Here is a 22806-nt window from a genome sequence, read left to right as displayed (position 1 = left end):
CAGATAATTATGTTATCGACAATGGAAAAACAACTGAATGAATCCCAGCGTGATGCGTTGGTGACTGGCTATATGAATTTTGTGGCACCAACGCTGAAAGGCGTCAGTGGTCAGCCAGTGACGGTGGAAGACTTGTACGAATATTTGCTAATTGACCCGGAAGTGGCTGATGAGGTTGAGACGAGTCGGGTAGCACAAGCGATTGCCAGCATACAGCAATATATGACTCGTCTGGTCAATGGTTCTGAACCGGGGCGCCAAGCAATGGAACCCTCTACCGCTAACGAATGGCGTGATAATGATAACCAATATGCCATCTGGGCTGCGGGGGCTGAGGTTCGAAATTACGCCGAGAACTACATTTCTCCCATCACCCGGCAGGAAAAAAGCCATTATTTCTCGGAGCTGGAAACGACTTTAAACCAGAACCGACTCGATCCGGACCGGGTGCAAGATGCTGTTCTGGCGTACCTCAATGAGTTTGAAGCAGTGAGTAATCTGTATGTGCTCAGTGGTTATATTAATCAGGATAAATTTGATCAAGCCATTTATTACTTTATTGGTCGCACTACCACTAAACCGTATCGCTACTACTGGCGTCAGATGGATTTAAGTAAAAATCGTCAAGATCCGGCGGGAAATCCAGTAACGCCAAATTGTTGGAATGATTGGCAGGAAATCACCTTGCCGCTGTCTGGTGATACGGTGCTGGAACATACTGTTCGCCCAGTATTTTATAACGACCGACTGTATGTAGCTTGGGTTGAGCGTGACCCAGCGGTACAGAAAGAGAAAGACGCTAATGGCAAAGATATCAGTAACACCCATGCTTACAGCATAAAGTTTGGCTATAAACGCTATGATGATACTTGGACGGCACCAAATACTACCACGCTGATGACGCAGCAAACAGGTGAAAGTTCAGAAACACAGCGATCCAGCCTGTTGATTGATGAATCGAATATGGCATTACGACAGGTTAATCTGCTGGCTACTACCGATTTTAGTATTGACCCGACAGAGGAAACTGACAGTAACCCGTATGGTCGCCTGATGTTGGGGGTGTTTGTGCGTAATTTTACGGGGACTCCATATCAAAACCGTCCTGCTGTGTATGGTTATCTCTATTGTGACTCAGCCTTTAATCGCCATAGTCTCAAGCCGTTAAGTAAAAACTTTTTGTTCAGTACTTACCGTGATGAAACAAATGATCAGAATTGCCTGCAATTTGCGGTATACGATAAAAAGTATGTGATTACTAAGGTTATTACTGGTTCAACAGAAGATCCTGAAAATACGGGTTGGGTAGGTAAAGTTGATGACTTGAAGCAGGGTACTACCGGTGCCTATGTGGATATCGATCAAGATGGTCTGACACTCCATATCCAAACCACAACTAATGGGGATTTTATTAACCGCCATACGTTTGGGAGTGCTGACAGAGAGAACAATTCTACGTCTGGTTATGGCTTTTCATGGACAGGGGATGAGGGTTTTTACCTGGATTACGATGATGAAGACTATTACAGCTTCCATAATGCAGTAATCACCTATTATCCCCAGGGTTATGGTGGAGGGTCTACTCCTAATGGAACATGGGATATAAACCAGCCCGTTAATGATGCATGGAATTCCATATTCCTGCTTTATGGGCACCATTCTGTTACTGTGAAAAATGGCGGTATCGCTTGGGTAGGGGATGATCCTAGCAGTTATAACCTGTATATTCCGGATGGTACTCGTTTGGGGGATTGGGCCGGTGCAATAAATTATGCTATTAGTACTGATACCTTGATTGCCTTTTTCGCAGGTGCTGGTCATCTCACTTATATAAAAAACTTCAAGAAAATCGCCGATAACCGCAAATTCTATCAGGAAATCAATGCTGAGACGGCGGATGGGCGCAATCTGTTTAAACGCTACAGTGATCAAACTTTCAAACTTGCCAGCGGTGCGACCTATTCTACAACCTATACCCTGTCCGAAGCGGATTTCTCCACTGATCCGAATAAAAACTACCTACAGGTTTGTTTGAATGTCGTGTGGGATCATTATGACCGCCCATCAGGGAAAAAAGGGGCCTATTCCTGGGTCAGTAAGTGGTTCAATGTCTATGTCGCATTACAGGATAGCAAAGCGCCAGATGCCATTCCGCGATTGATTTCCCGTTACGATAGTAAACGTGGTTTGGTGCAATATCTGGATTTCTTGACCTCATCTTTACCCGCGAAAACCCGTCTTAATACCACCTTTGTGCGTACCTTAATTGAAAAGGCAAATTTAGGGTTGGATAGTTTGTTGGATTATACCTTGCAGGCAGATCCTTCTCTGGAAGCTGATTTAGTGACTGACGGCAAAAGTGAACCAATGGACTTTAACGGTTCAAATGGCCTCTATTTCTGGGAGTTATTCTTTCACCTGCCGTTTTTGGTTGCTACACGTTTTGCCAACGAACAGCAATTTTCGCCGGCACAAAAGAGTTTGCATTACATCTTTGACCCGGCGATGAAAAACAAGCCACACAATGCCCCGGCTTACTGGAATGTACGCCCGTTGGTTGAAGGACACAGCGATCTTTCTCGTTATTTGGGCGACTCTATAGACCCAGACACTCAGGCTTATGCCCATCCGGTGATATACCAGAAAGCGGTGTTTATCGCCTATGCCAGCAACTTGATTGCTCAGGGAGACATGTGGTACCGCCAATTGACTCGTGACGGTCTGACTCAGGCCCGTGTCTATTACAATCTGGCCGCTGAATTGCTAGGGCCTCGGCCGGATGTGTCGCTGAGTAGCACTTGGACACCACAAACCCTCGATACCTTGGCTGCCGGGCAAAAAACGGTTTTACGTGATTTTGAGCACCAGTTGGCTAACAGTAATACCGTTTTACCTGCATTGCCGGGCCGCAATGTGAGCTACTTGAAACTGGCAGATAATGGTTACTTTAATGAACCTCTCAATGTTCTGATGTTGTCCCACTGGGATACGTTGGATGCACGGCTATACAATCTGCGTCATAACCTGACCGTTGATGGCAAGCCGCTTTCGCTGCCGCTGTATGCTGCACCTGCTGATCCAGTTGCGTTGCTGGCTCAGCGTGCTCAGTCCGGTACCCTGACGAATGGTGTTAGTGGTGCCGTGTTAACAGTGCCACCGTACCGTTTCAGCGCTATGTTACCGCGGGCTTACAGCGCTGTGGGTACGTTGACCGGTTTTGGTCAGAACCTGCTTAGCTTGTTGGAACGTAGCGAACGGGCCGGTCAAGAAGAGTTGGCGCAACAGCAACTGTTGGATATGTCCAGCTATGCCATCACGTTACAACAACAGGCGTTGGATGGATTGGCGGCGGATCGTCTGGCGCTGCAAGCCAGTCAGGCAACGGCGCAACAACGTCATGACCACTATTACACCTTGTATCAGAACAACATCTCCAGCGCGGAACAACTGGTGATGGACACTCAAACGTCAGCACAATCCCTGATTTCTTCTTCCACCGGTGTACAAACTGCCAGTGGGGCACTGAAAGTGATCCCGAATATCTTTGGCTTGGCTGATGGTGGCTCGCGCTATGAAGGGGTAACAGAAGCGATTGCCATCGGGCTGATGGCTGCCGGACAAGCCACCAGCGTGGTGGCCGATCGTCTGGCAACCACGGAGAATTACCGCCGACGCCGTGAAGAGTGGCAAATCCAGTACCAACAGGCACAGTCTGAGGTCGACGCATTACAGAAACAGTTAGATGCGTTGGCAATGCGCGAGAAAGCAGCTCAGACTTCCCTGCAACAGGCGAAGGCACAGCAGGTACAAATTCGAACCATGTTGACTTACTTAACTACTCGTTTCACCCAAGCGACTCTGTACCAGTGGCTGAGTGGTCAATTATCCGCGTTGTATTATCAAGCGTATGATGCCGTGGTTGCTCTCTGCCTTTCTGCTCAGGCGTGCTGGCAGTATGAATTGGGGGACTATGCCACCACTTTTATCCAGACCGGTACCTGGAACGACCATTACCGTGGTTTGCAAGTGGGAGAAACTCTGCAACTCAATTTGCACCAAATGGAAGCGGCGTATTTGGCTCGTCACGAACGCCGTCTTAATGTGATCCGTACTGTGTCGCTCAAAAACTTATTGGGTGATGATGGTTTCAATAAGTTAAAAACCGAAGGCAAAGTTGATTTTACATTAGGCGAAAAGCTATTTGACAACGACTATCCGGGGCACTATTTGCGCCAGATTAAAACCGTGTCAGTGACGTTGCCGACGTTGATCGGGCCGTATCAAAACGTGAAGGCAACGCTCACTCAGACCAGCAGCAGTACATTGTTAGCAGCAGATATCAATGGTGTTAAACGTCTCAATGATCCGACAGGTAAAGAGGGTGATGCGACGCATATTGTCACCAATCTGCGGGCCAGCCAGCAGGTGGCGCTCTCTTCTGGCATTAATGATGCCGGTAGCTTTGAGTTGCGTTTGGAAGATGAGCGCTATCTATCATTTGAGGGGACTGGAGCAGTTTCCAAATGGACGCTCAACTTCCCGCGTTCTGTGGATGAACATATTGATGGCAACACATTGAAGGCGGATGACACTCAGGCGTCACTGTTGGCGAATATGGATGATGTACTGGTGCAGGTACATTATACCGCCTGCGACGGCGGCGTCAGCTTCGCTAGCCAAGTCAAGAAAACACTCTTTTAAATTAACTTTTAACTAAGACTTCCCACTCTGGTAGCCAGAGTGGGAGAGGATCTGTCATACCTAAAATCAATCTTGCTATCTTTCTCCATTTCATTGGAAGGGAAGCTTTAAAACAAAATAAAAGGAATATGATATGAGTACGTTTGATACTGCTCTTTATACTCAAACCCCAACAGTCAGTGTGTTAGATAATCGCGGCCTGTCCATTCGTGATATTGGTTTCCACCGTGTTGTGGCAGGCGGGGACACTGACACCCGCGTCACCCGTTACCAGTATAATGCCCGTGGACACCTGAACCACAGTATTGATCCACGCTTGTATGATGCAAAGCTGGCTGATAATTCAGTAAAGCCTAATTTTGTCTGGCTGCATGATCTGGCTGGTAATGCTTTGCGGATAGAGAGTGTCGATGCTGGCCGTACTGTTGCATTAAATGATATTGAAGGTCGTCCGGTAATGACGATGAATGCGACAGGTGTTCGTCAAACTCGTCGCTATGAAGGCAACACGTTGCCCGGTCGCTTGTTATCTGTGAGCGAACAAGTTTCCGACCAAGAGACTTCTCAAGTGACAGAGCGCTTTATCTGGGCTGAGAATACAACAGAGGAGAAAGAGTATAACCTCTCCGGTCTGTGTATACGCCACTACGACACGGCGGGAGTGACCCGGTTGATAAGTCAGTCACTGGCTGGTGCTATTTTATCCCAATCTCACCAATTGCTGGCTGAGGGGCGGGAGGTGAACTGGAGCGGTGACGATGAAACTGTCTGGCAGCGGATGCTGGCAAATGAGGTCTATACGACACAAAGTACAACTAATGCCATAGGGGTTTTGCTGACCCAAACCGATGCGAAAGGCAATATTCAGCGTCTGGCTTATGATATTGCTGGTCAGTTAAAAGGGAGTTGGTTAACGGTGAAAGGCCAGAGTGAACAGGTGATTGTTAAGTCCCTGAGCTGGTCAGCCGCAGGTCATAAGTTGCGTGAAGAGCATGGTAACGGCGTGATTACGGAGTACAGTTATGAACCGGAAACTCAACGTCTGATTGGTATTACCACCCGACGCGCCGAAGAGAGTCAATCAGGGGCGAGAGTATTGCAGGATCTACGCTATGAATATGATCCGGTGGGGAATGTCGTCAGTATCCATAATGATGCCGAAGCTACCCGCTTTTGGCGCAATCAGAAAGTGGAGCCTGAGAACCACTATGTTTATGATTCTCTGTATCAGCTTATTAGTGCGACAGGGCGTGAAATGGCCAATATCGGCCAGCAAAGCAACCAACTTCCCTCACCCGTAATACCTGTTCCTACCGACAACAACACCTATACCAATTACCTTCGTACCTATACTTATGACCGTGGCGGTAATTTGGTCCAAATCCGACACAGTTCACCTGCGACTCAAAATAGTTACACCACAGATATGACCATTTCAAGCCGCAGTAACCGGGCGGTATTGAGTACATTAACGACAGATCCAACCCAGGTGGATGCGCTATTTGATTCAGGCGGTCATCAGAAGACGTTAATGCCAGGGCAAAATCTGGATTGGAATATTCGTGGTGAATTGCAACGAGTCACACCGGTGAGCCGTGAAAATAGCAGTGACAGTGAATGGTATCGTTATAGCAGTGATGGAATGCGGCTGTTAAAAGTGAGTGAACAGCAGACGGGTAACAGTACTCAAGTACAACGGGTGACTTATCTACCGGGATTAGAGCTACGCATAACTGGAGTTGCAGATAAAACAACTCAAAATTTGCAGGTGATTACAGTAGGTGAAGCGGGTCGCGCACAGGTAAGGGTATTGCACTGGGAAAGTGGTAAGCCGGCAGATATCGATAACAATCAGGTGCGCTACAGTTACGATAATCTTCTTGGCTCCAGCCAGCTTGAACTGGATAGTGAAGGGCAAATTCTCAGTCAGGAAGAGTATTATCCGTACGGCGGCACTGCGGTATGGGCAGCGAAAAATCAGACAGAAGCCAGCTACAAATTTATTCGTTACTCCGGTAAAGAGCGGGATGCCACTGGATTGTATTATTACGGCTATCGCTATTATCAGCCTTGGGTGGGCCGATGGTTGAGTGCTGATCCAGCAGGAACTGTGGATGGGCTGAATTTGTACCGGATGGTGAGGAATAACCCAATCACATTAACTGACCATGATGGGTTAGCACCGTCTCCGAACCGAAATCGGAATACATTTTGGTTTGCTTCATTTCTGTTCCGTAAACCCGATGAGGGGATGTCTGCGTCAATGAGACGGGGACAAAAAATTGGCAGAGCCATTGCCGGCGGGATTGCGATTGGGGGTCTTGCGGCTGCCATTGCCAGTACGGCTGGCGCGGCTATCCCTGTCATTCTGGGGGTTGCGGCCATAGGTGCTGGGATTGGTGCGTTGATGGGATATAACGTGGGTAGCTTGCTGGAAAAAGGCGGGGCATTACTCGCTCGACTCGTACAGGGGAAATCGACGTTAGTACAGTCAGCGGCTGGCGCGGCTGCCGGCGCGAGTTCAGCTGCGGCTTATGGTGCGCGGGCACAAGGTGTTGGTGTTGCATCAGCCGCCGGGGCGGTAACGGGTGCTGTGGGATCATGGATAAATAATGCTGACCGTGGGATAGGTGGCGCTATTGGGGCCGGGAGTGCCGTAGGCACCATTGATACCATGCTGGGGACTTCCTCCACTCTTACACATGAAATCGGGGCAGCGGCTGGTGGGGCGGCTGGTGGGATGATCACTGGTACGCAAGGAAGTACTCGGGCAGGGATCCATGCCGGTATTGGCACTTATTATGGCTCTTGGATTGGTTTTGGTTTAGATGTCGCCAGTAACCCCGCCGGACATTTAGCGAATTACGCAGTGGGTTATGCCGCTGGTTTGGGGGCGGAAATGGCTATCAACAGAGTAATAGGTGGCGGATTTTTAGGTAGGTTCTTAGGCCGGGCTGTCAGCCCATATGCCGCTGGTTTAGCCAGACAATTAGTGCATTTCAGTGTAGCCAGACCTGTCTTTGAGCCGATATTTAGTGTTCTCGGCGGGCTTGCTGGTGGCATTGGAACAGGCCTGCACAGAGTGATGGGAGGAGACAGTTGGATTTCCAGAGGGCTAGGTGCTATCGGCAGTGGTATCGATAATATTGCTGGTATGATTGGTAATCAGATCAGAGGTAGGGTCCTGACCACAACAGGGATCGCTAATGCGATAGACTATGGAACCAGTGCTGTGGGAGCCGCACGACGGGTTTTCTCTTTATAATAGTCAACATTGTTGTAGTAAACATCGCTAGATATCTTCGCCCAATATTGGGCGAAGATATCAGGGCCGGGAGCAGCCACTTTATTACCTCAACCATTAATCGCTGCTTTTGAGATTATAAGGTCATCACAGATCTATATGTCAGATTCTGAATCGCTTTGCAGAAAAGTTTCGTAATCCTGACCGCCGTAGAAGATGCCAATAATAGAAACTAATTCAACATCGCTATCAACATCAAAAGCAATCACGGTTCGTTTCTTGTAATTGGTAATCCGTAAGCCGGAACAAATATCATCACGTTGAGTCCCGCGATGAGGAAAAGCTTGCAAACTCTCGCAGAAAGCGATAATACCGTCTGTATAACGTGTTGCAGTGTCTGGGGAGGCAGTAACAGCCATATAGTGGTAAAGTGTCACCAATTGCTCTGAGGACTCTGGTGAAAAGACAACACGATAGCTCACTTTAATTCTGCTTGCGTTCAGTAGCTAATCTTGCTCGTACTTGGTTAACAGTCAGTGCTCGTGCCGGATCCGCTTTCATGGAATCGTACGCAGGGACGACTTGTTCGCGTAACCAGCTTTCAACCGCACGATCACGGGCCATTAACGCACGCAGGCCATCCCGAATAACTTCACTTTCCGTGGCATATTCTCCCGTCATGACCTTAGTTTTTACGATATCAGCCATTTCATTTGGCAATGTGATACTGAATTGTTGTGTAGTTCGCATGGCATACCTACAGTTAGGTGTGTAGGATTTAATCCTACTCTGAAAATAAATATATGTCCAAAAAATAGACTCATAAAACAAAAAATTTTGGGGCCTATCTAGGTTGCAGATCGGCAATCATTTGCAACAGTTCTGGGCGATCAGGATGTACATTGCGCTCAATATTAACTTGGTGGGGCAAAGTTCTACGACGCATCGGATAAATAGTGCGGTATATACCCATCATCTTTCAAGTTGCCTCTTTGTTGGCGGCACTCACTCACCCCGGTCACATCGTTATCTATGCTCCCGGGGATTCGCTCCCTTGCCGTCGCGATCCATCTTGAAATCCATAGGGTATAGTTGATTTTCTTAATGAGTGACTGATTATTCTTTAATTTTTTAATGCGTTTATAATGCTCGTAGCTTGTTCTTTATCTTCTACCCCCATTCTGAATGAAGGATTTAAAGAAGTTTGAATAGTCGCTGTGACAAGATGAGTACCTTTAAATGATATTGTCATTTGGGTACCGATGTTTTTATTGATTAAAGCATCAAAGTGAGCAAAGCATTGTTTATCATTTTTTATCGTTATTTCTATCTGGTCATTCCCCTCTTCGTCTGGCCCTAAATAATCGATTTTATCGGTACAAGCGTGAGTTAAGATAAAATTGCCACCGGATGAAAAGGCAAATTTCAATCCCTCTTCTGCTTGTGTTTGTCTGTTTGGGTTATTTTTACCGGAGCACCCGGTTATTACAGAGAGAAGTAATATAATAACAAACAAAATTTTCATGATTCCAACCCTGTTATATTGAATAATTACCTGAAATATACGCTATACCCGTCATCTTTCAAGCTGCCTCTTTGTTGGCTGCACTCGTTCTTTGAATTTCGTATCATCTGTTGCTCCATTTTACTTAACCATCATCAATTTCATGTTATCACCTGATGTTCTGCTTAGATCTGTAAGGTTTATGATCGTCTAAGAAGGTCAGCGTGAGTGTTGCTCCCTGACAGTGAGACGTGGAGAAGATTATGATGAGTCATACATCCGATTATCGTACAGATGTCCGCATTGTGGCGCATATACCACTTAATAAGTCTGACAGCGATAAATTGCATTTCAGAAAATTAATTGGTAGCGAATCGTTGTCGCAACTGTATCAGTTTAAAGTGGAGTTTCTTTGTCCACGTAATGATCTCGATATGAAGTCATTGTTGGGTAAAAGTATGGCTTTGGAGATCCCACTAATACAGGGTGGTTCCCGTTTCCTACATGGTGATATTACCCGTATTGAATATGTCGGACATCATTTACAGGAAGAAAACGATAAGTTATATATTTTCACGTTGCATCCTTCGCTCTGGTATTTGACACAAAACCGTGACTGCCGTATTTGGCAGGGGCAGAGTGTGCCGGATATTATTGCCAGCCTGTTGGCAGAATATCATATTAATATAGAGAATCGTCTCCGTAGCCATTATCGTCAATGGGAATATTGTGTCCAATATCAGGAAAGTACTTTTGATTTTATCAGTCGATTAATGGAACATGAAGGCATCTACTATTATTTCAGCCATCATGAAAAAGGACATACTTTAATTCTGGCTGACTCGCCAAATGCCCATCAGCCATTTAATGATGATTATGTCCAAATCCCCTATTTAGCAACACGACCCGGTGTGGTTGATCACCAGGAAGGTATTATGTGCTGGCGCACAGCACAGGAAATTACGCCACGAGTTTATACGTTGGATGATTACGATTTCCGTAAACCACGGGCGCATTTATTAGAAGTATGCAGTAATCCAGCATCATGTGCGGTTAATAAAGCGGATGTTTTTGAATGGCCGGGGCGTTATATCGACAATCAACATGGTCAATTTTATGCACAAATCCGCCAACAGGGATTTGAAGCGCGGCAACAACAGATGTACGGCAAGGCAACGGCGTGCGGATTAGCGCCGGGATGCACTTTTACTTTACAAAACAGCCCTTGTCCGCCTGATGCACAGCCCTTTCTGGTGACGCATGCGGAATATGAATTATATGACTGTACGCTGTATGACGAATTGGATGGGAGTTGTTGGGACCAAGGACCGTTCCGAGCCGCATTTCACGCAATACCCGCTAATGTTATTTGGCGTCCACAACGGGCAACGCCTTGGCCGAAAACCTATGGTCCACAAACGGCGGAAGTTGCCGGTCCAGTGGGAGAAAGCATCTGGACCGATAAATATGGTCGCGTCAAATTGAAATTCCGTTGGGACAGATATAGCCAGCCGGATGATAGAAGTTCTTGTTGGGTGCGGGTTTCCAGCAGTTGGGCTGGTTGGAAATATGGCAGCTTACAAATTCCACGTATTGGTGAAGAGGTAGTGGTTGATTTTATCAACGGCGACCCGGATCGCCCATTGGTGACTGGGCGGGTTTACAATGAAGAGTGCATGCCGCCTTGGCAGTTGCCCAACGATGCCACCCGAATGGGGTTTATGAGCCGCAGTAAGAAAGGCGGGGTAGAAAATGCCAGTTTTCTGTTCCTCGAAGATGCGCCGGGACGTGAATCATTCACCATGCACGCCGAACGCGACATGAATATCTCCGTTGAGCACGATAAAAATATCACCGTTGATGGTGTCTTAGCTCAGGAGATAAAAGGCGAAACTCATCTCAAGCATCATGGTGTATGTCATACCCTGAAAATGATGCCGGATATACAAACTTTCCGATTGGGGAAAACCGCGATTGTCGGCTCTGGTGGACGCGCAGATTTTATTGCGGGTGGCAGGTATGAACGTATTCAAGGTAAATCAGAAACGCAGGTCAGCCAGAGTATTAACCAGCACGCGGGAGAAGATATCAGCCATCATGCCTTGGGTAATATTCTGTTCGATGCCGGCAAGCAGATCATCTATGGCGACAGCCTATATCTCAACCGAGAAAGCAACGATCCCAATAATCAGGCGCAGCAGAAGCTGATGACATTGCAGACATTAACCCCTGAAGAAATGGCGGATCAGCAAGCATCAAAGCAGCAGCAACAGCAGAAAATCCCGACCTCAGTAATTTATAAGAGAGGTGTCAGTGTCGAGATCAACGGTGTTGATCAGCAGCGTGTGGATAAAGATCAGAAAGTCGAGATCAATGGGGCGGTCACTCGAAGTATTGAGGGTAGCTGGCAAGAGCATGTTAAAGATAACCTGAAAATTCAGGCAGATGCGGATGCTTATCTTAATTGTGGCGGCAAGGTGTGCATTGAAACCAAAGATATGGTGCACAAGATTGAGGGGCACATAGAAACCCATGCCGGCAATACTTTAACCGTCTGTGGCACGACGGAAAATGTCAATATGCTCAACTATACCAACTCTTCCGTTGCCATGAAAAACGAGGGGGTGGTGATGTCGAATAATATGCTGAACATCGGTAATACCACGCTGCATATGTCAACCAATACTCTCAACCTTAGTTTGGGGCAGATAAATATCAATGCTGTGGCACTGAATCTGAGCCTCAGCGGTTTAACTATTTTTATCTGACATACCAAGACGGGAGAATGGATGATGAAAATCATGAAACCTCTGCGACTGGGTGTTTTGCACCGCCCGTGGCGTTGGCAACAGCAGAACTATCTGGGGGTGGCGGTGATGGCGCTGACGGATATGAGTGATTCGCCGCAAATCAGACCAGAGCCGGAACTGTGGCAATTGGTGGCTCAAGAGTTACAAAGTACCGGTGGGGTGTTGGATCTCTCTATTCCTAAACCCTGTGCAGAATTCTTTGCTACAGGTTATGCCTGGACAAATCATCAACCACAAAAAGAGGCCTGTATAGCGAAAATTCAGGTTGCCGATAAAGAAAAAAGCCTGATGGTATTTGGTGATCGCTACTGGCAGAACGGGCATCCTTCATCGCCACAGCCGTTCGAGAAGATGCACCTCGATTGGCAAAATGCCTTTGGCGGTCACTGTACCGCAGAAAACCCGTTGGGTAAGGGAGATGAACCTGTTACTCGTGAAGGGGTATTGTGGCATCCATTACCTAATGTTGAACTTCCTGATCAACTGCTACATTCACAGCATCAGCGTGTGCAGCCTGCCAGTTTTGCACCCCTCGATTTTAGCTGGCCGCAACGTAGCCGGCTGATGGGAAAAAAATACGATAAGCAGTGGCTGGCGCATGAATTCCCCGGTTTTGCCCGCGATACAGATTGGCACTTGTTCAATATGGCCGGATCGGATCAATGGCTGGATGGGCAACCCGTTTTACCGGCAGGCGCCACTTGGCGTATCTGGAATATGCATCCCACTTGGGCCGTACAACAGGGAAAGTTACCTTGCTGGCGGACGCGTTGTTTTATCACTCGTCAGCGTGGTGAGGAAATGCGCCTTGAGGAGATCCATTTACGTGCTACCACGGTGTGGTTTATTCCTCATTTGGAACGTATGGCGCTCATTTGGCACGGCGCTTGTCCAATTAATGAAGATGATGCAGCGGATGTGCATCAAATGCTGGTGGCGATGGAGTTGGCACAGGCTGAGCGGCCGGTTGCTCATTACCAACAGGTGATGGCGCAACGGGCAGAGAAAGAGAAGGGGGCGCTTTTTACCCTGCGAGAACAGGATTTGATGGATGAAAGCCTGATTGCGCCTTGGATAGATAATGACGTACAGGTTACCCCCAGCGCGCTGGCAGAGACGATGACAAGGCGTGAAACTTATTTGCGTCGGCGGCATCAGGCGAGAAGTGAGAAGCAAGAGCAGGATATTAATCAACTGCTTGCAGAATTGCCTCAGAAAGAGGGAAAAGCGCTCACTGCCGATAAGTTACCGGAGCTGGTTGCCAGCTTGGAACGACAGGCAGAACGGATACAACAGCGGGTTCAGAAAAAAAGTGCTGCATATGCAGCGGCTGAACGTGCCAGTGCTCCAGCGGTTGGTCCTGCAAGTTACTACCGTATGCTGGACTTGTTGCATAAACAGTCACAGAAAAAACCGGAATGTCAGACACCAGAGGCGTTGAAATGTACGCAGCGCAGTTTACATCAGATGTATTTGCTATCTGCGGATACGCGTCCGCCGGCAGGCAGATTACAGGGTGAACAGGCTGAGGTGTTACGCCGCCATGTGATGGCTTGCATGGCAACAAAACGCGATCTCAGTGGGATGGATCTAACGGGTGCCGATCTTTCTGGTTTGGATCTGCGGCGAGCTAATCTACAGCATACTCTGTTGGAAAATGCCAATCTGGATAACTGCTGTTTAGATGAGGCTGATCTGAGTGAAGCTATGCTGGCTTATGCTTCATTGAATAACACTTCGCTAAATGCGGCTTGTCTGAATAATGCTTCCCTGACCGGAGCGAAGTGCCACAACGGTTATTTTATCGGCGCACGCCTTGGCGGTGTGTTGTTGGAACAGGCTGAACTGGTCATGTGTGATTTTTCCCAGGCCGCTCTAAGTGATATTACGTTACGTCAGTGTACGTTGCATCATTGTCGTTTCCCTCAGGCGCGGTTGAAAAACTGCCTGTTTATGGATCTCATACCGGAAGCGCTGGATTTTAGCCATGCCTATTTGACGTGTGTGACGGTCATCAATGGCGGCTTTACCGCAGTTCGTTTCAACCATGCGGTGATGGAAAGTTGTACTTTTCTAAACAGCGCGTTAGATCATGCTCAGTACCAGCATGCCCATTTAGACAGTTGTGTGTTTACGGGTAAAACGCATATTCGTGCTGGTCTGTTTCAGCATGCGCGGCTGACCAGTTGTAATTTTCGTCTTATTCTGCTTGAAGCGGCTGACTTTTCAGAGGCAGTACTACAAAACTGTGATTTCAGCGAAGCGGATCTCAGTTTTGCGCAAATGCGCGCCGTCAATGGCAGTCATTCACTGTTTATTCGTACTCTATTGACTAATAGTTATTTGCAGGGCGCTAATCTGATGGGCGCATTACTGCAAAAATCCCATTTAGCGGGCGCGGATTTGCGTCGCGCCAATCTGTTTCGTGCCGATATTTCTCAATCCAGTGTTGATGTGAATACGCAATTGCAGGGAGCTTTGCTTGATCAGTGCAAAACCCTGCCATGTGCCGGAGGCAAATTGATATGAAAACCTTAACGCCGGAACAATTGAGTGCGCTGATTTCCCAAGGGGAAATCATTCAGGATGTATCTCTGACGAGTGAGTTGCTGGCAGAGAGGGATCTGGCTGGTATGGTGTTTGTTAATGTTACCTTTGAAGGAACTGAGTTCCGTTGTTGCAGACTTGATGAGACCGTGTTTCAGCAGTGTCAGTTATCATATACCTCTTTTCAGGGGATGACGCTGAAAGGGTGTTCATTTCAGCAATGTAATTTGTCGCAAGTCTGCTTTGATCGCACTCATCTGGATAACTGTATATTTCACGATTGCCAACTGGAACAGTTCTCTTTGCAAGATGCTGCACTAAATTCTACCTATTTCATCTCTTGCCAGCTTAATCATGCACGTTTTGTCAATAGCACACTTGATAAAGTCACTTTGTACGATAGTGATATGCATAACGGTACTGTACATAATTGCCATTGTCAGAGTTTGACTTTGTTCGGTATGGATCTACGCAGTGTGACCTTTACAGGCAGCCGGTTTGAACGAGGGGTGTTTGCCCATTGTGATCTGCGCGAAGGGCAGTTTCGGGGACTCACCTTTCTGGCTTGCCAATTTACTGATAATCCGTTGGATCGTGCCGATTTCCGGCAGGCGATACTGACGCAAAGCTGCTTTAAAGGCGCATCACTGCGTGGCGCCTGTTTAGATGAAATAGAGGCCGAAGGGGCGCTATTTATTGAAAGTGATTTACGTGAAGCGCAGTGCCGGCAGGCAAAAATCAATCACGGCCAGTTTATTGCGGCCTGTCTACATCAAGCTGATTTCTCCCACAGCATGTTAGTTCAAAGTCAATGGCGCTATGCGCAAGCGGATAGCTGCTCTTTTGTCGCCTGCGATTTGAGTTATGCCGATTTCAGTTGGGCGGATATCAGTCATGCGGATCTGCGCCAGGCGCGTTTTAAGCGCACATTGATGCATCGGGCCTGTCAGCAGGGCAGTCGCTTCTCCGATCGTCGGGGGATTTTGGCGCGAGATGAGGCACTGTTTGCGGCAGAAACATGGAATGCGCGTGGTTAGCGCTTAACGGGATATCGGGATTTTTATTTATGAACGCAACGCAAAAATCATTTCCATTGGAGATTAATCTTCCTCAACAGGCTGTCGGGCAAGTTGTTAATACCTTGCCAACAGGGGAAGTGGTCGTGGAGTATCAGCAGCGTGGCTGGCAATGTGGTGTCGCCATCAGTTGTTTGTTAATACCGCAAATCGGTGATGAGGTGCTGATTCATGGTGATGATAACCATCGGCTATGGGTGCTGGCGGTGTTAAGTCGGGCTGATGAACAGCAACCAGTGACGCTCACTGTTCCGGGAGATTTGCATATTGCTCCGCAAGGCGAATTGATGTTCCACAGTGCTGAACAGATCACAATTGATAGTCAATCTGTGCAGATTAGTGCGCAACAGAGTGATTGCCATATCACCCATATGCGTTACAGCGGTGATGAGTTGACGGCTTGGGTCAATGTGGCCTGTCTGCTTGGCCAGCGTGTGGAGGCATTGTGGAAAACCGTGGTTCAAATCAGCCAGCGCGTATTGCGTAAGGTCGAACAGGCAGAACATGTACGTGTTGGGCAACTGGATTGCCAGGCCCGCGATTATGTACGTTTACATGCACGTAATACCATCATTACGTCGCAGGCAGTGACGAAAGTGGATTCTGAACAGATTCATATGGGCTAAATGATGAGCAGAATACCAGAGAAAAACGCCGGGGTATGCCGTTCTCCTGCAATCTATGGCGCTCCTATGTTACTTGAGCGTCTGACTGAGAATGGCAATGATGGGGAACAGGTATCGTTTGGCAATAGCGCTCAACAGCTTCGCCTTTCGGTACTGCATAATTTGCAGGCTCTGCTTAACTGCGATCACTACTCTTCTGGAGCCGATCTTTCATCTTGGCCGCATGTTAGTACCAGTACGTTAAATTTTGGCATCCGGGCGCTGGCCGGAAAGTTTATTTCTCAGGTGAACTGGGAAAGTATTGAGTACGCGATACGTGAAGCCATTATCCATTTTGAACCGCGCATTATTCCGCTGGAATTAATCATCACGGGAATGCGGGGTGATCAGCAACTGAATGCTCACAATATTCTCTGTTTTGAAATCCGGGGACATCTGTTGGGTTTTTCTCGCCCATTAGCCTTCACTTTCAGTAGCCATGTTGATCTGGAAAACGGGCATTTTGAGCTGGTGGATGGAGGATAAATCATGCATGAAAAATTACTGGAGTATTACAACCGCGAGTTGGCATGGCTACGTGAAATGGGAGATGAATTTGCCCGTTATTATCCTGGCATTGCCGGGCGGTTAGGGATGCAGGGCAATGACATTACCGATCCTTACGTTGAGCGTTTGCTGGAAGGCGTTGCTTTTTTGACTTCGCGTATTCAACTCAAGATGGATGCTGAATTTCCACGTTTCTCTGCCCAGTTGCTAGAAGCGCTTTATCCTAACTATCTTGCTGGCTTGCCTTCAATGGCAATTGTTGAATTACAACCAGATCCCACTAAGGGGGATTTGAGTAAAGGTTTTCTGGTGCCGCGAGGTTCATTGATGGAAAGTCAGGCACTGAAAAAGAAGGGGATCAGTTGCCGCTATCGTACCGCGCAGGATGTGACTTTGCAGCCGTTGCGTTTATTACAGGTGGAATTGGGGGGAGTATCCGCGGATGTTCCTCTTTCTGCTTTTGGTGGTGCTAAGGTGCAGGGCACTTTGCGTATTCAGCTATCGTGCTTTGACAATGTGTCATTGGGTGAATTGCAATGTGATGCGTTGATGTTCTACCTCAGTGGCGGTGATATTCCCGCTTTACAACTATTAGAGCTACTGATGGTGCATTGTCAGGGGGTATTGTGCCAAATCCCCGGCAATGCGGTACAACGGTTATTGTTGCCACCTCAGTCACTGAGTCATGAGGGGTTTACTGCCGAGCAGGCGTTGTTGCCCGTTGATTTGCGCAATGTCGACGCGTATCGTCTGTTGCAGGAATATTTTGCCTTTCCGGCCCGTTTCCAGTTTTTCAGCATCAGTGGCTTGCAGCCGTTGCTAGCGCAGGCCGGTAAACAACAGCGATTGGAAATTCAGATCCTGCTGGATGTACGTTCGCCACAGTTGGAAAAGGTGGTGGATGTTAGCCACTTGGCTCTACATTGTACCCCTGCTATCAATCTTTTTCCCCGTACCGCTGAACCGATGACGCTCAATGAACAACAGCATGAATACCATGTTGTGGTCGATAACATGCGTCCGCTTGATTATGAGGTTTTTTCTGTCACAGCATTACGCGGTATTGGTACTCAGCATGACAGCGATGAACGCTATATTTTCCATCCCCTTTATCGTACCCAATGTAGTGATGCGTTAGTTAATGCGGGGTATTTTTCTATCCGCCGTGAATCGCGCCTGTTGCCACAGCATGTGAATCGTTATGGCATGCGTTCTGATTATCTTGGCAGTGAGGTCTATCTCTCTTTGGCAGATGAGCATCATCCGCCTTGGCGCAGCGATTTGAAATATCTCAGTGCGGAAGTTCTGTGTACCAACCGTGATCTACCTTTATTACTGCAACGACAGGCGCAAGAGGGGCTGGTGATGCAGGATTCAGTTCCCGTTGCTGCTGTACGGTTGCGTAAAGGCCCTACTGAACCTCGTCCGGCATTGGCAGAGAGTAGTGCCTGCTGGCAGTTGATCAATCAATTACAGTTCAACTATTTCAGCTTGCAGAATTGCGCCACTGAACAAGGTGAAGCGGAATTACGGCGGTTATTACGTTTTCATGCCAGTCAGGCTGATGCGGTGATTGCTCAACAAATTAACGGCATCCGGAGTTGCCGCTTGCAAGCGCAGAATCGTCATATGGTTGGCACACCGCTATTTCGACGCGGGATTAGCGTGGAGTTGGAGATAGACGATCAGACATTTTCTGGCCGATCTCCTTGGCTAATAGGGAGCGTATTGGCACATCTATTTAGCCGTTTGGTGACAGTAAACAGTTTTGCGGAAACAACATTATCCAGTGTGCAACGGGGAGTTATCGGGTTCTGGTCGGCATGTGATGGAGTGAGGACATCGTTATGAAGATATTCGCCATACATGCCGACAATCAGATCGTACCGGCTGGAGAGAAAGCGCATGCTGCGTCATCTGCACTTGATGCGTATTTTTGGGCTGAAAGAGAAAAGAGGCCGTGGAATTTCGATCTGCTTCAGTTGTTGCGGCGGATTGATGCGCAGTCAGGTTCACCTTATCCACTGGGGCGTTCACCTTTACCGCGTGATGAACCCTTACGTTTGGGGCAACAGCCAGCATTATGCTTTGCGCCGGCAGAAATTGCGGCTATTGCACCTTATCCAAATGGCACTTGTTATCAGATTAATATCAATAACTTTGGCCTGTTTGGCCCGAATGGGCCTCTGCCTTTGCATGTCACCGAGTTTGCCTGGCAACGTCAGAAGCAACATAAAGATCATGCATTGAGTGCTTTTTTTAATCTGTTTCAGCACCGTCTGATCACTCTGTTTTGGCGTGCATGGGCGGATGCTCAACCTTGCCTCTCTTTTGATCGCAGTGATAACCGCCGCTTCGATTATTTTTTTGCCAGTTTGATCGGCCGGGGCCATTGCCTCCGGCACCAGCGGACACACCACTATATGGTGGGGCATCTGAACCGGCAGCTGCGTAACAAAGATGGCCTGTTGTGTCTGCTGCGTTACCACTTTGGCTTGCCGGTGACATTGCATGAAAACCAGTTTCATTGGTTGACGATAGACCGTGATGATCAGTTGCGGTTGCACAATGGTCATGCTGGTGCTCGGTTAGGCAGTACTACTCGTCTCGGTATTGCGGTGGCTGATGTGCAATATGCATTTTGTCTGGAACTTGGACCGCTCTCTTGGCCGGTATATCAGCGTTTCTTACCGGCTTCACGGTTTGCAACATCCTGTAGTGATGAGCTGCGGCAATTGTGTGACTGGGTTCGGTGTTATGTCGGCCTTGAATATGCCTGGAAGCTCAGAGTTACGCTGGATCATCAGCATTATCAAGGATGTTCGCTAGGAAGCGCTCAGTCTCTAGGGCAGAACTGTTGGTTAGGGCTGAATATCCACCATCATGATCGCAGTGATCTCTGTTTTAGCCCAGATAACCCTGCGCAGTCATAGCAGACTGTACTTGTTTTCTTTATCTACCAATATGGACGAGGATGTTATGTTGGATATCAATCGCCAATCACTGTTTAATAAACTGAATGCGCCGTTATTTCGAGCTTTGGACAGCGCCAGCACGTTTTGTAAATTGCGGGGCAATCCTTATGTGGAACTGGCGCACTGGTTGCATCAACTGATGCAGCAGGCAGCGGGTGATCTGCAACAGATCATGGGTTATTTTGCGCTGGATAAACAGCAAATGGCGCTGGACATTGTACAAACGCTGGATTCATTACCGCGTGGAGCCAGCTCGATTTCCGATCTCTCTACCCATATTGATGAAGCAGTGGAACAGGCTTGGGTATGTAGTTCTGTGACTTTTGCGGCAAGTGAGATCCGAGGGGCGCATCTATTGCTGGCATTGTTAACCACCTTTAATCTGCGCCAACATCTATTGGCGATTTCTGCTCAGTTTGCCCGGATTAATGCGGAGAGTCTGGCACAGGATTTTACCCGTATTCTGTGCGGCAGTACGGAAAATAGCCTACTGAAAACAGTGGCGGCAGAGAGTGGGGGAGAGCAGTTGGCATCCGACAGTGCGCTGCAATGTTATGCACAGGATATGACTGCATTGGCGCGTGCTGGACAAATTGATCCGGTTGTCGGGCGGGATAAAGAGATCCGCCAACTGATTGATATTCTGTTACGCCGTCGGCAAAACAATCCGTTGATTACCGGTGAGGCAGGGGTGGGTAAAACGGCGCTGGTAGAAGGGTTGGCGCTACGGATTGCATCGGGTGATTTACCACCGTCATTGTGCCATGTTCAGCTTTGGTCATTGGATATTGGCCGTTTAGAAGCAGGGGCGGGCCTGAAGGGAGAATTTGAAGCACGTTTGCAGGCGGTGATTAACGAGGTTCAACAAAGCCCAGTGCCCATTATTCTATTTATTGACGAGATTCACATGTTGATTGGCGCCGGTGGCGGGCAAGGGATAGGTGACGCGGCAAACCTGTTGAAACCGGCTCTGGCGCGTGGGCAGTTGCGCACTATTGGGGCGACCACTTGGGCAGAATACAAAAAGCACATTGAAAAAGATCCGGCGTTGACGCGACGTTTTCAGGTGTTGCAGGTTGCACAGCCGGACGAAGCATTAGCTTTACAGATGGTACGTAGCCTGTCCAGACAATTAGAACGACATCATGGCGTGTTATTGCTGGATGAAGCGTTAGAAGCCGCGGTATCGTTCTCTCATCGTTATATTCCGGCTCGCCAGTTGCCCGATAAAGCAATAGCCCTGCTTGACACCACTTGCGCACGGGTAGCGGTCAGTCAGCACAGCCCGCCGGCAGTATTGGAAGATTACCGCCGTCAGCTTGATGCACTTCAGATTGAATATGAGATTGTTTGCCGCGAACAGCAACTGGGTGGTGATGGCGATCATAGTGCACGTTTAGCACAGCTTGACGGCCAACGTCATGAATTGCAGGCAGAGGAGCAGCAAATCGCGCAGCGTTGGCAGGATGAAATGCGGCTGGCTCAGCAGATTATCAGCTTACGCCAGCAACTGATTGCTAATGATGAAGTATCGGCAGATGATGCGCAGCGTTTGGCTTGGCAAACACAATTACAAGATTGCCGACAACAATTGAGTTTATTGCAGGGGGAACAGCCATTAATTACGGTTGCAGTGGATGCCCACAGTGTTGCAGCCGTGGTTGCGGATTGGACTGGAATTCCTCTTGGCCGGATGGTGAAAAATGAGATCAGTATTGTCCAGAATTTGGAACATAGCTTGGAACAACGGGTTATTGGCCAGCAACATGCGTTAAGTATCATCAGTGAACGGGTACGTACGGCACGTGCACACTTGGGTGATCCCAATAAGCCGGTGGGGGTATTTCTGTTATGTGGCCCTTCTGGGGTAGGGAAAACCGAAACAGCGTTGGCATTGGCTGAAAATCTGTATGGTGGTGAGCAGAATCTGATCACTATCAACATGAGTGAGTTTCAGGAGCCACACAGTGTATCAACGTTGAAAGGGGCGCCGCCGGGATATGTCGGTTATGGTGAAGGTGGCGTGCTGACGGAGGCTGTTCGCCGACATCCATACAGTTTGGTGTTACTGGATGAGGTGGAAAAAGCACATCCTGATGTACATGAGCTGTTTTTTCAGGTGTTCGATAAAGGCTGGATGGAAGATGGAGAAGGTTGTCGCATTGATTTCCGCAATACGTTAATCATACTGACCTCGAATGTGGGTAGTCAGGAGGTTATCAGTGCCTGTACCCGGCAGGATGGTTTGCTGGATGTGGAAATGTTGACGCAGCAGTTACGTCAACCGCTGCTACGGATATTTCCTGCGGCTTTGCTTGGCCGTCTGACGGTCATTCCTTTCTTGTCATTGAGTGATGAAATGCTGGAAAAGATTGTACAATTGCAATTGACGCGGGTAGCCCAACGCCTGTGGGAAAATTATGGTATTAAAGCGCAATTTGATCGCCGAGTGACACAACAGATTATGGCTTGTTGTATGGAACAGGAATCTGGCGCTCGCAGGGTTGATTCTATTATTACTAATATTTTATTGCCGCAGATGAGTCGTAAATTGCTGACAGCAACGATGGAGAATCAACGTTATTCTCAATTGAAAGTTGCTTGGGAGAATGCGGCATTTCAGTGTTATTTTTGTTGAGATTGCCATATGTGCATAAAAACTTAAGCCTATATACCCAATGGATTTCAAGATGCATCGCGACGGCAAGGGAGTGAATCCCCGGGAGCATAGCAAACTATGTGACCGGGGTGAGCGAGTGCAGCCAACAAAGAGGCAA

The 22806-nt window shown here is 48.0% G+C and carries 14 protein-coding genes; 10 read left to right on the top strand and 4 right to left on the bottom strand.

All coding sequences use genetic code 11. The features are described from left to right. Positions 1–9: 9 nt before the first annotated feature. The gene (gene tccB / locus ACGF5R_RS13690; RefSeq protein ID WP_387691288.1) at positions 10–4701 is read left to right on the top strand and encodes an insecticidal toxin complex protein TccB; all 4692 of its coding nucleotides are present in this window, start codon (positions 10–12) and stop codon (positions 4699–4701) included. Positions 4702–4834: 133 nt separating this feature from the next. Next, entirely contained in the window at positions 4835–7966 is a 3132-nt protein-coding gene (gene tccC / locus ACGF5R_RS13685) for an insecticidal toxin complex protein TccC (protein ID WP_387691286.1), read from the top strand. 134 nt (positions 7967–8100) lie between these two features. Here the strand turns inward: tccC and ACGF5R_RS13680 are convergent, their stop codons facing one another. The 4 genes from ACGF5R_RS13680 to ACGF5R_RS13665 all read right to left on the bottom strand — a co-directional run bounded on the left by ACGF5R_RS13680 (position 8101) and on the right by ACGF5R_RS13665 (position 9470). Then, positions 8101–8427 carry a type II toxin-antitoxin system RelE/ParE family toxin gene (locus ACGF5R_RS13680; protein ID WP_112878019.1) on the bottom strand — a complete coding sequence of 109 codons (327 nt, stop codon included), beginning with the start codon at positions 8425–8427 and terminating at the stop codon, positions 8101–8103. Position 8428: 1 nt separating this feature from the next. Then, the gene (locus tag ACGF5R_RS13675; RefSeq protein ID WP_112878018.1) at positions 8429–8695 is read right to left on the bottom strand and encodes a type II toxin-antitoxin system ParD family antitoxin; all 267 of its coding nucleotides are present in this window, start codon (positions 8693–8695) and stop codon (positions 8429–8431) included. Between the two features lie 94 nt (positions 8696–8789). Continuing rightward, positions 8790–8921, bottom strand: coding sequence for a hypothetical protein (locus ACGF5R_RS13670; RefSeq protein WP_255566983.1), 132 nt, complete (start codon positions 8919–8921; stop codon positions 8790–8792). 147 nt (positions 8922–9068) lie between these two features. Then, a complete protein-coding gene (locus ACGF5R_RS13665) occupies positions 9069–9470 on the bottom strand; it encodes a hypothetical protein (protein ID WP_262980457.1) in 402 nt (133 codons plus the stop codon). 242 nt (positions 9471–9712) lie between these two features. Between ACGF5R_RS13665 and ACGF5R_RS13660 the strand changes: the two genes are divergently transcribed. From ACGF5R_RS13660 to tssH, 8 genes are read left to right on the top strand one after another with little or no spacing between them, the layout of a single operon-like run. Beyond that, entirely contained in the window at positions 9713–12217 is a 2505-nt protein-coding gene (locus ACGF5R_RS13660; RefSeq protein ID WP_387691284.1) for a type VI secretion system Vgr family protein, read from the top strand. 21 nt (positions 12218–12238) lie between these two features. Beyond that, positions 12239–14788, top strand: coding sequence for a DUF2169 domain-containing protein (locus ACGF5R_RS13655; protein ID WP_387691283.1), 2550 nt, complete (start codon positions 12239–12241; stop codon positions 14786–14788). After that, positions 14785–15843, top strand: a complete 1059-nt coding sequence (locus ACGF5R_RS13650; RefSeq protein ID WP_158537772.1) for a pentapeptide repeat-containing protein — start codon at positions 14785–14787, stop codon at positions 15841–15843. The genes ACGF5R_RS13655 and ACGF5R_RS13650 overlap by 4 nt, the downstream gene beginning before the upstream one ends. Before the next feature lie 29 nt (positions 15844–15872). Next, a complete protein-coding gene (locus ACGF5R_RS13645; RefSeq protein ID WP_112878014.1) occupies positions 15873–16508 on the top strand; it encodes a DUF3540 domain-containing protein in 636 nt (211 codons plus the stop codon). A gap of 3 nt (positions 16509–16511) precedes the next feature. After that, a complete protein-coding gene (gene tssE, locus ACGF5R_RS13640) occupies positions 16512–17033 on the top strand; it encodes a type VI secretion system baseplate subunit TssE (RefSeq protein ID WP_387691282.1) in 522 nt (173 codons plus the stop codon). 3 nt (positions 17034–17036) lie between these two features. Continuing rightward, positions 17037–18905 carry a type VI secretion system baseplate subunit TssF gene (gene tssF / locus ACGF5R_RS13635; RefSeq protein ID WP_387691280.1) on the top strand — a complete coding sequence of 623 codons (1869 nt, stop codon included), beginning with the start codon at positions 17037–17039 and terminating at the stop codon, positions 18903–18905. Beyond that, a complete protein-coding gene (gene tssG, locus ACGF5R_RS13630) occupies positions 18902–19987 on the top strand; it encodes a type VI secretion system baseplate subunit TssG (protein ID WP_112878011.1) in 1086 nt (361 codons plus the stop codon). Before tssF ends, tssG begins: the two co-directional genes overlap by 4 nt. Before the next feature lie 46 nt (positions 19988–20033). Further along, a complete protein-coding gene (gene tssH / locus ACGF5R_RS13625; RefSeq protein WP_112878010.1) occupies positions 20034–22667 on the top strand; it encodes a type VI secretion system ATPase TssH in 2634 nt (877 codons plus the stop codon). Positions 22668–22806 lie beyond the last annotated feature (139 nt).

Origin of the sequence: Photorhabdus sp. RM71S (genome assembly GCF_042879355.1) — a bacterium.
In the GTDB taxonomy this organism is placed as follows: Bacteria; Pseudomonadota; Gammaproteobacteria; order Enterobacterales; family Enterobacteriaceae; genus Photorhabdus; species Photorhabdus kayaii.
Note: the sequence above shows the minus strand (reverse complement) of the source record. Positions and strands in the feature narration are given on the sequence as shown.

What these genes read in the sequence shown, in the direction of transcription:
- tssF (WP_387691280.1), top strand. Translation starts at nt 17,037, where the DNA reads ATGCATGAAAAATTACTGGAGTATTACAACCGCGAGTTGGCATGGCTA.
- ACGF5R_RS13670 (WP_255566983.1), bottom strand. Translation starts at nt 8,921, where the DNA reads ATGATGGGTATATACCGCACTATTTATCCGATGCGTCGTAGAACTTTG.
- ACGF5R_RS13645 (WP_112878014.1), top strand. Translation starts at nt 15,873, where the DNA reads ATGAACGCAACGCAAAAATCATTTCCATTGGAGATTAATCTTCCTCAA.
- ACGF5R_RS13675 (WP_112878018.1), bottom strand. Translation starts at nt 8,695, where the DNA reads ATGCGAACTACACAACAATTCAGTATCACATTGCCAAATGAAATGGCT.
- ACGF5R_RS13650 (WP_158537772.1), top strand. Translation starts at nt 14,785, where the DNA reads ATGAAAACCTTAACGCCGGAACAATTGAGTGCGCTGATTTCCCAAGGG.
- tssG (WP_112878011.1), top strand. Translation starts at nt 18,902, where the DNA reads ATGAAGATATTCGCCATACATGCCGACAATCAGATCGTACCGGCTGGA.
- ACGF5R_RS13660 (WP_387691284.1), top strand. Translation starts at nt 9,713, where the DNA reads ATGATGAGTCATACATCCGATTATCGTACAGATGTCCGCATTGTGGCG.
- tccC (WP_387691286.1), top strand. Translation starts at nt 4,835, where the DNA reads ATGAGTACGTTTGATACTGCTCTTTATACTCAAACCCCAACAGTCAGT.
- tssE (WP_387691282.1), top strand. Translation starts at nt 16,512, where the DNA reads ATGAGCAGAATACCAGAGAAAAACGCCGGGGTATGCCGTTCTCCTGCA.
- ACGF5R_RS13665 (WP_262980457.1), bottom strand. Translation starts at nt 9,470, where the DNA reads ATGAAAATTTTGTTTGTTATTATATTACTTCTCTCTGTAATAACCGGG.
- tccB (WP_387691288.1), top strand. Translation starts at nt 10, where the DNA reads ATGTTATCGACAATGGAAAAACAACTGAATGAATCCCAGCGTGATGCG.
- ACGF5R_RS13655 (WP_387691283.1), top strand. Translation starts at nt 12,239, where the DNA reads ATGATGAAAATCATGAAACCTCTGCGACTGGGTGTTTTGCACCGCCCG.
- tssH (WP_112878010.1), top strand. Translation starts at nt 20,034, where the DNA reads ATGTTGGATATCAATCGCCAATCACTGTTTAATAAACTGAATGCGCCG.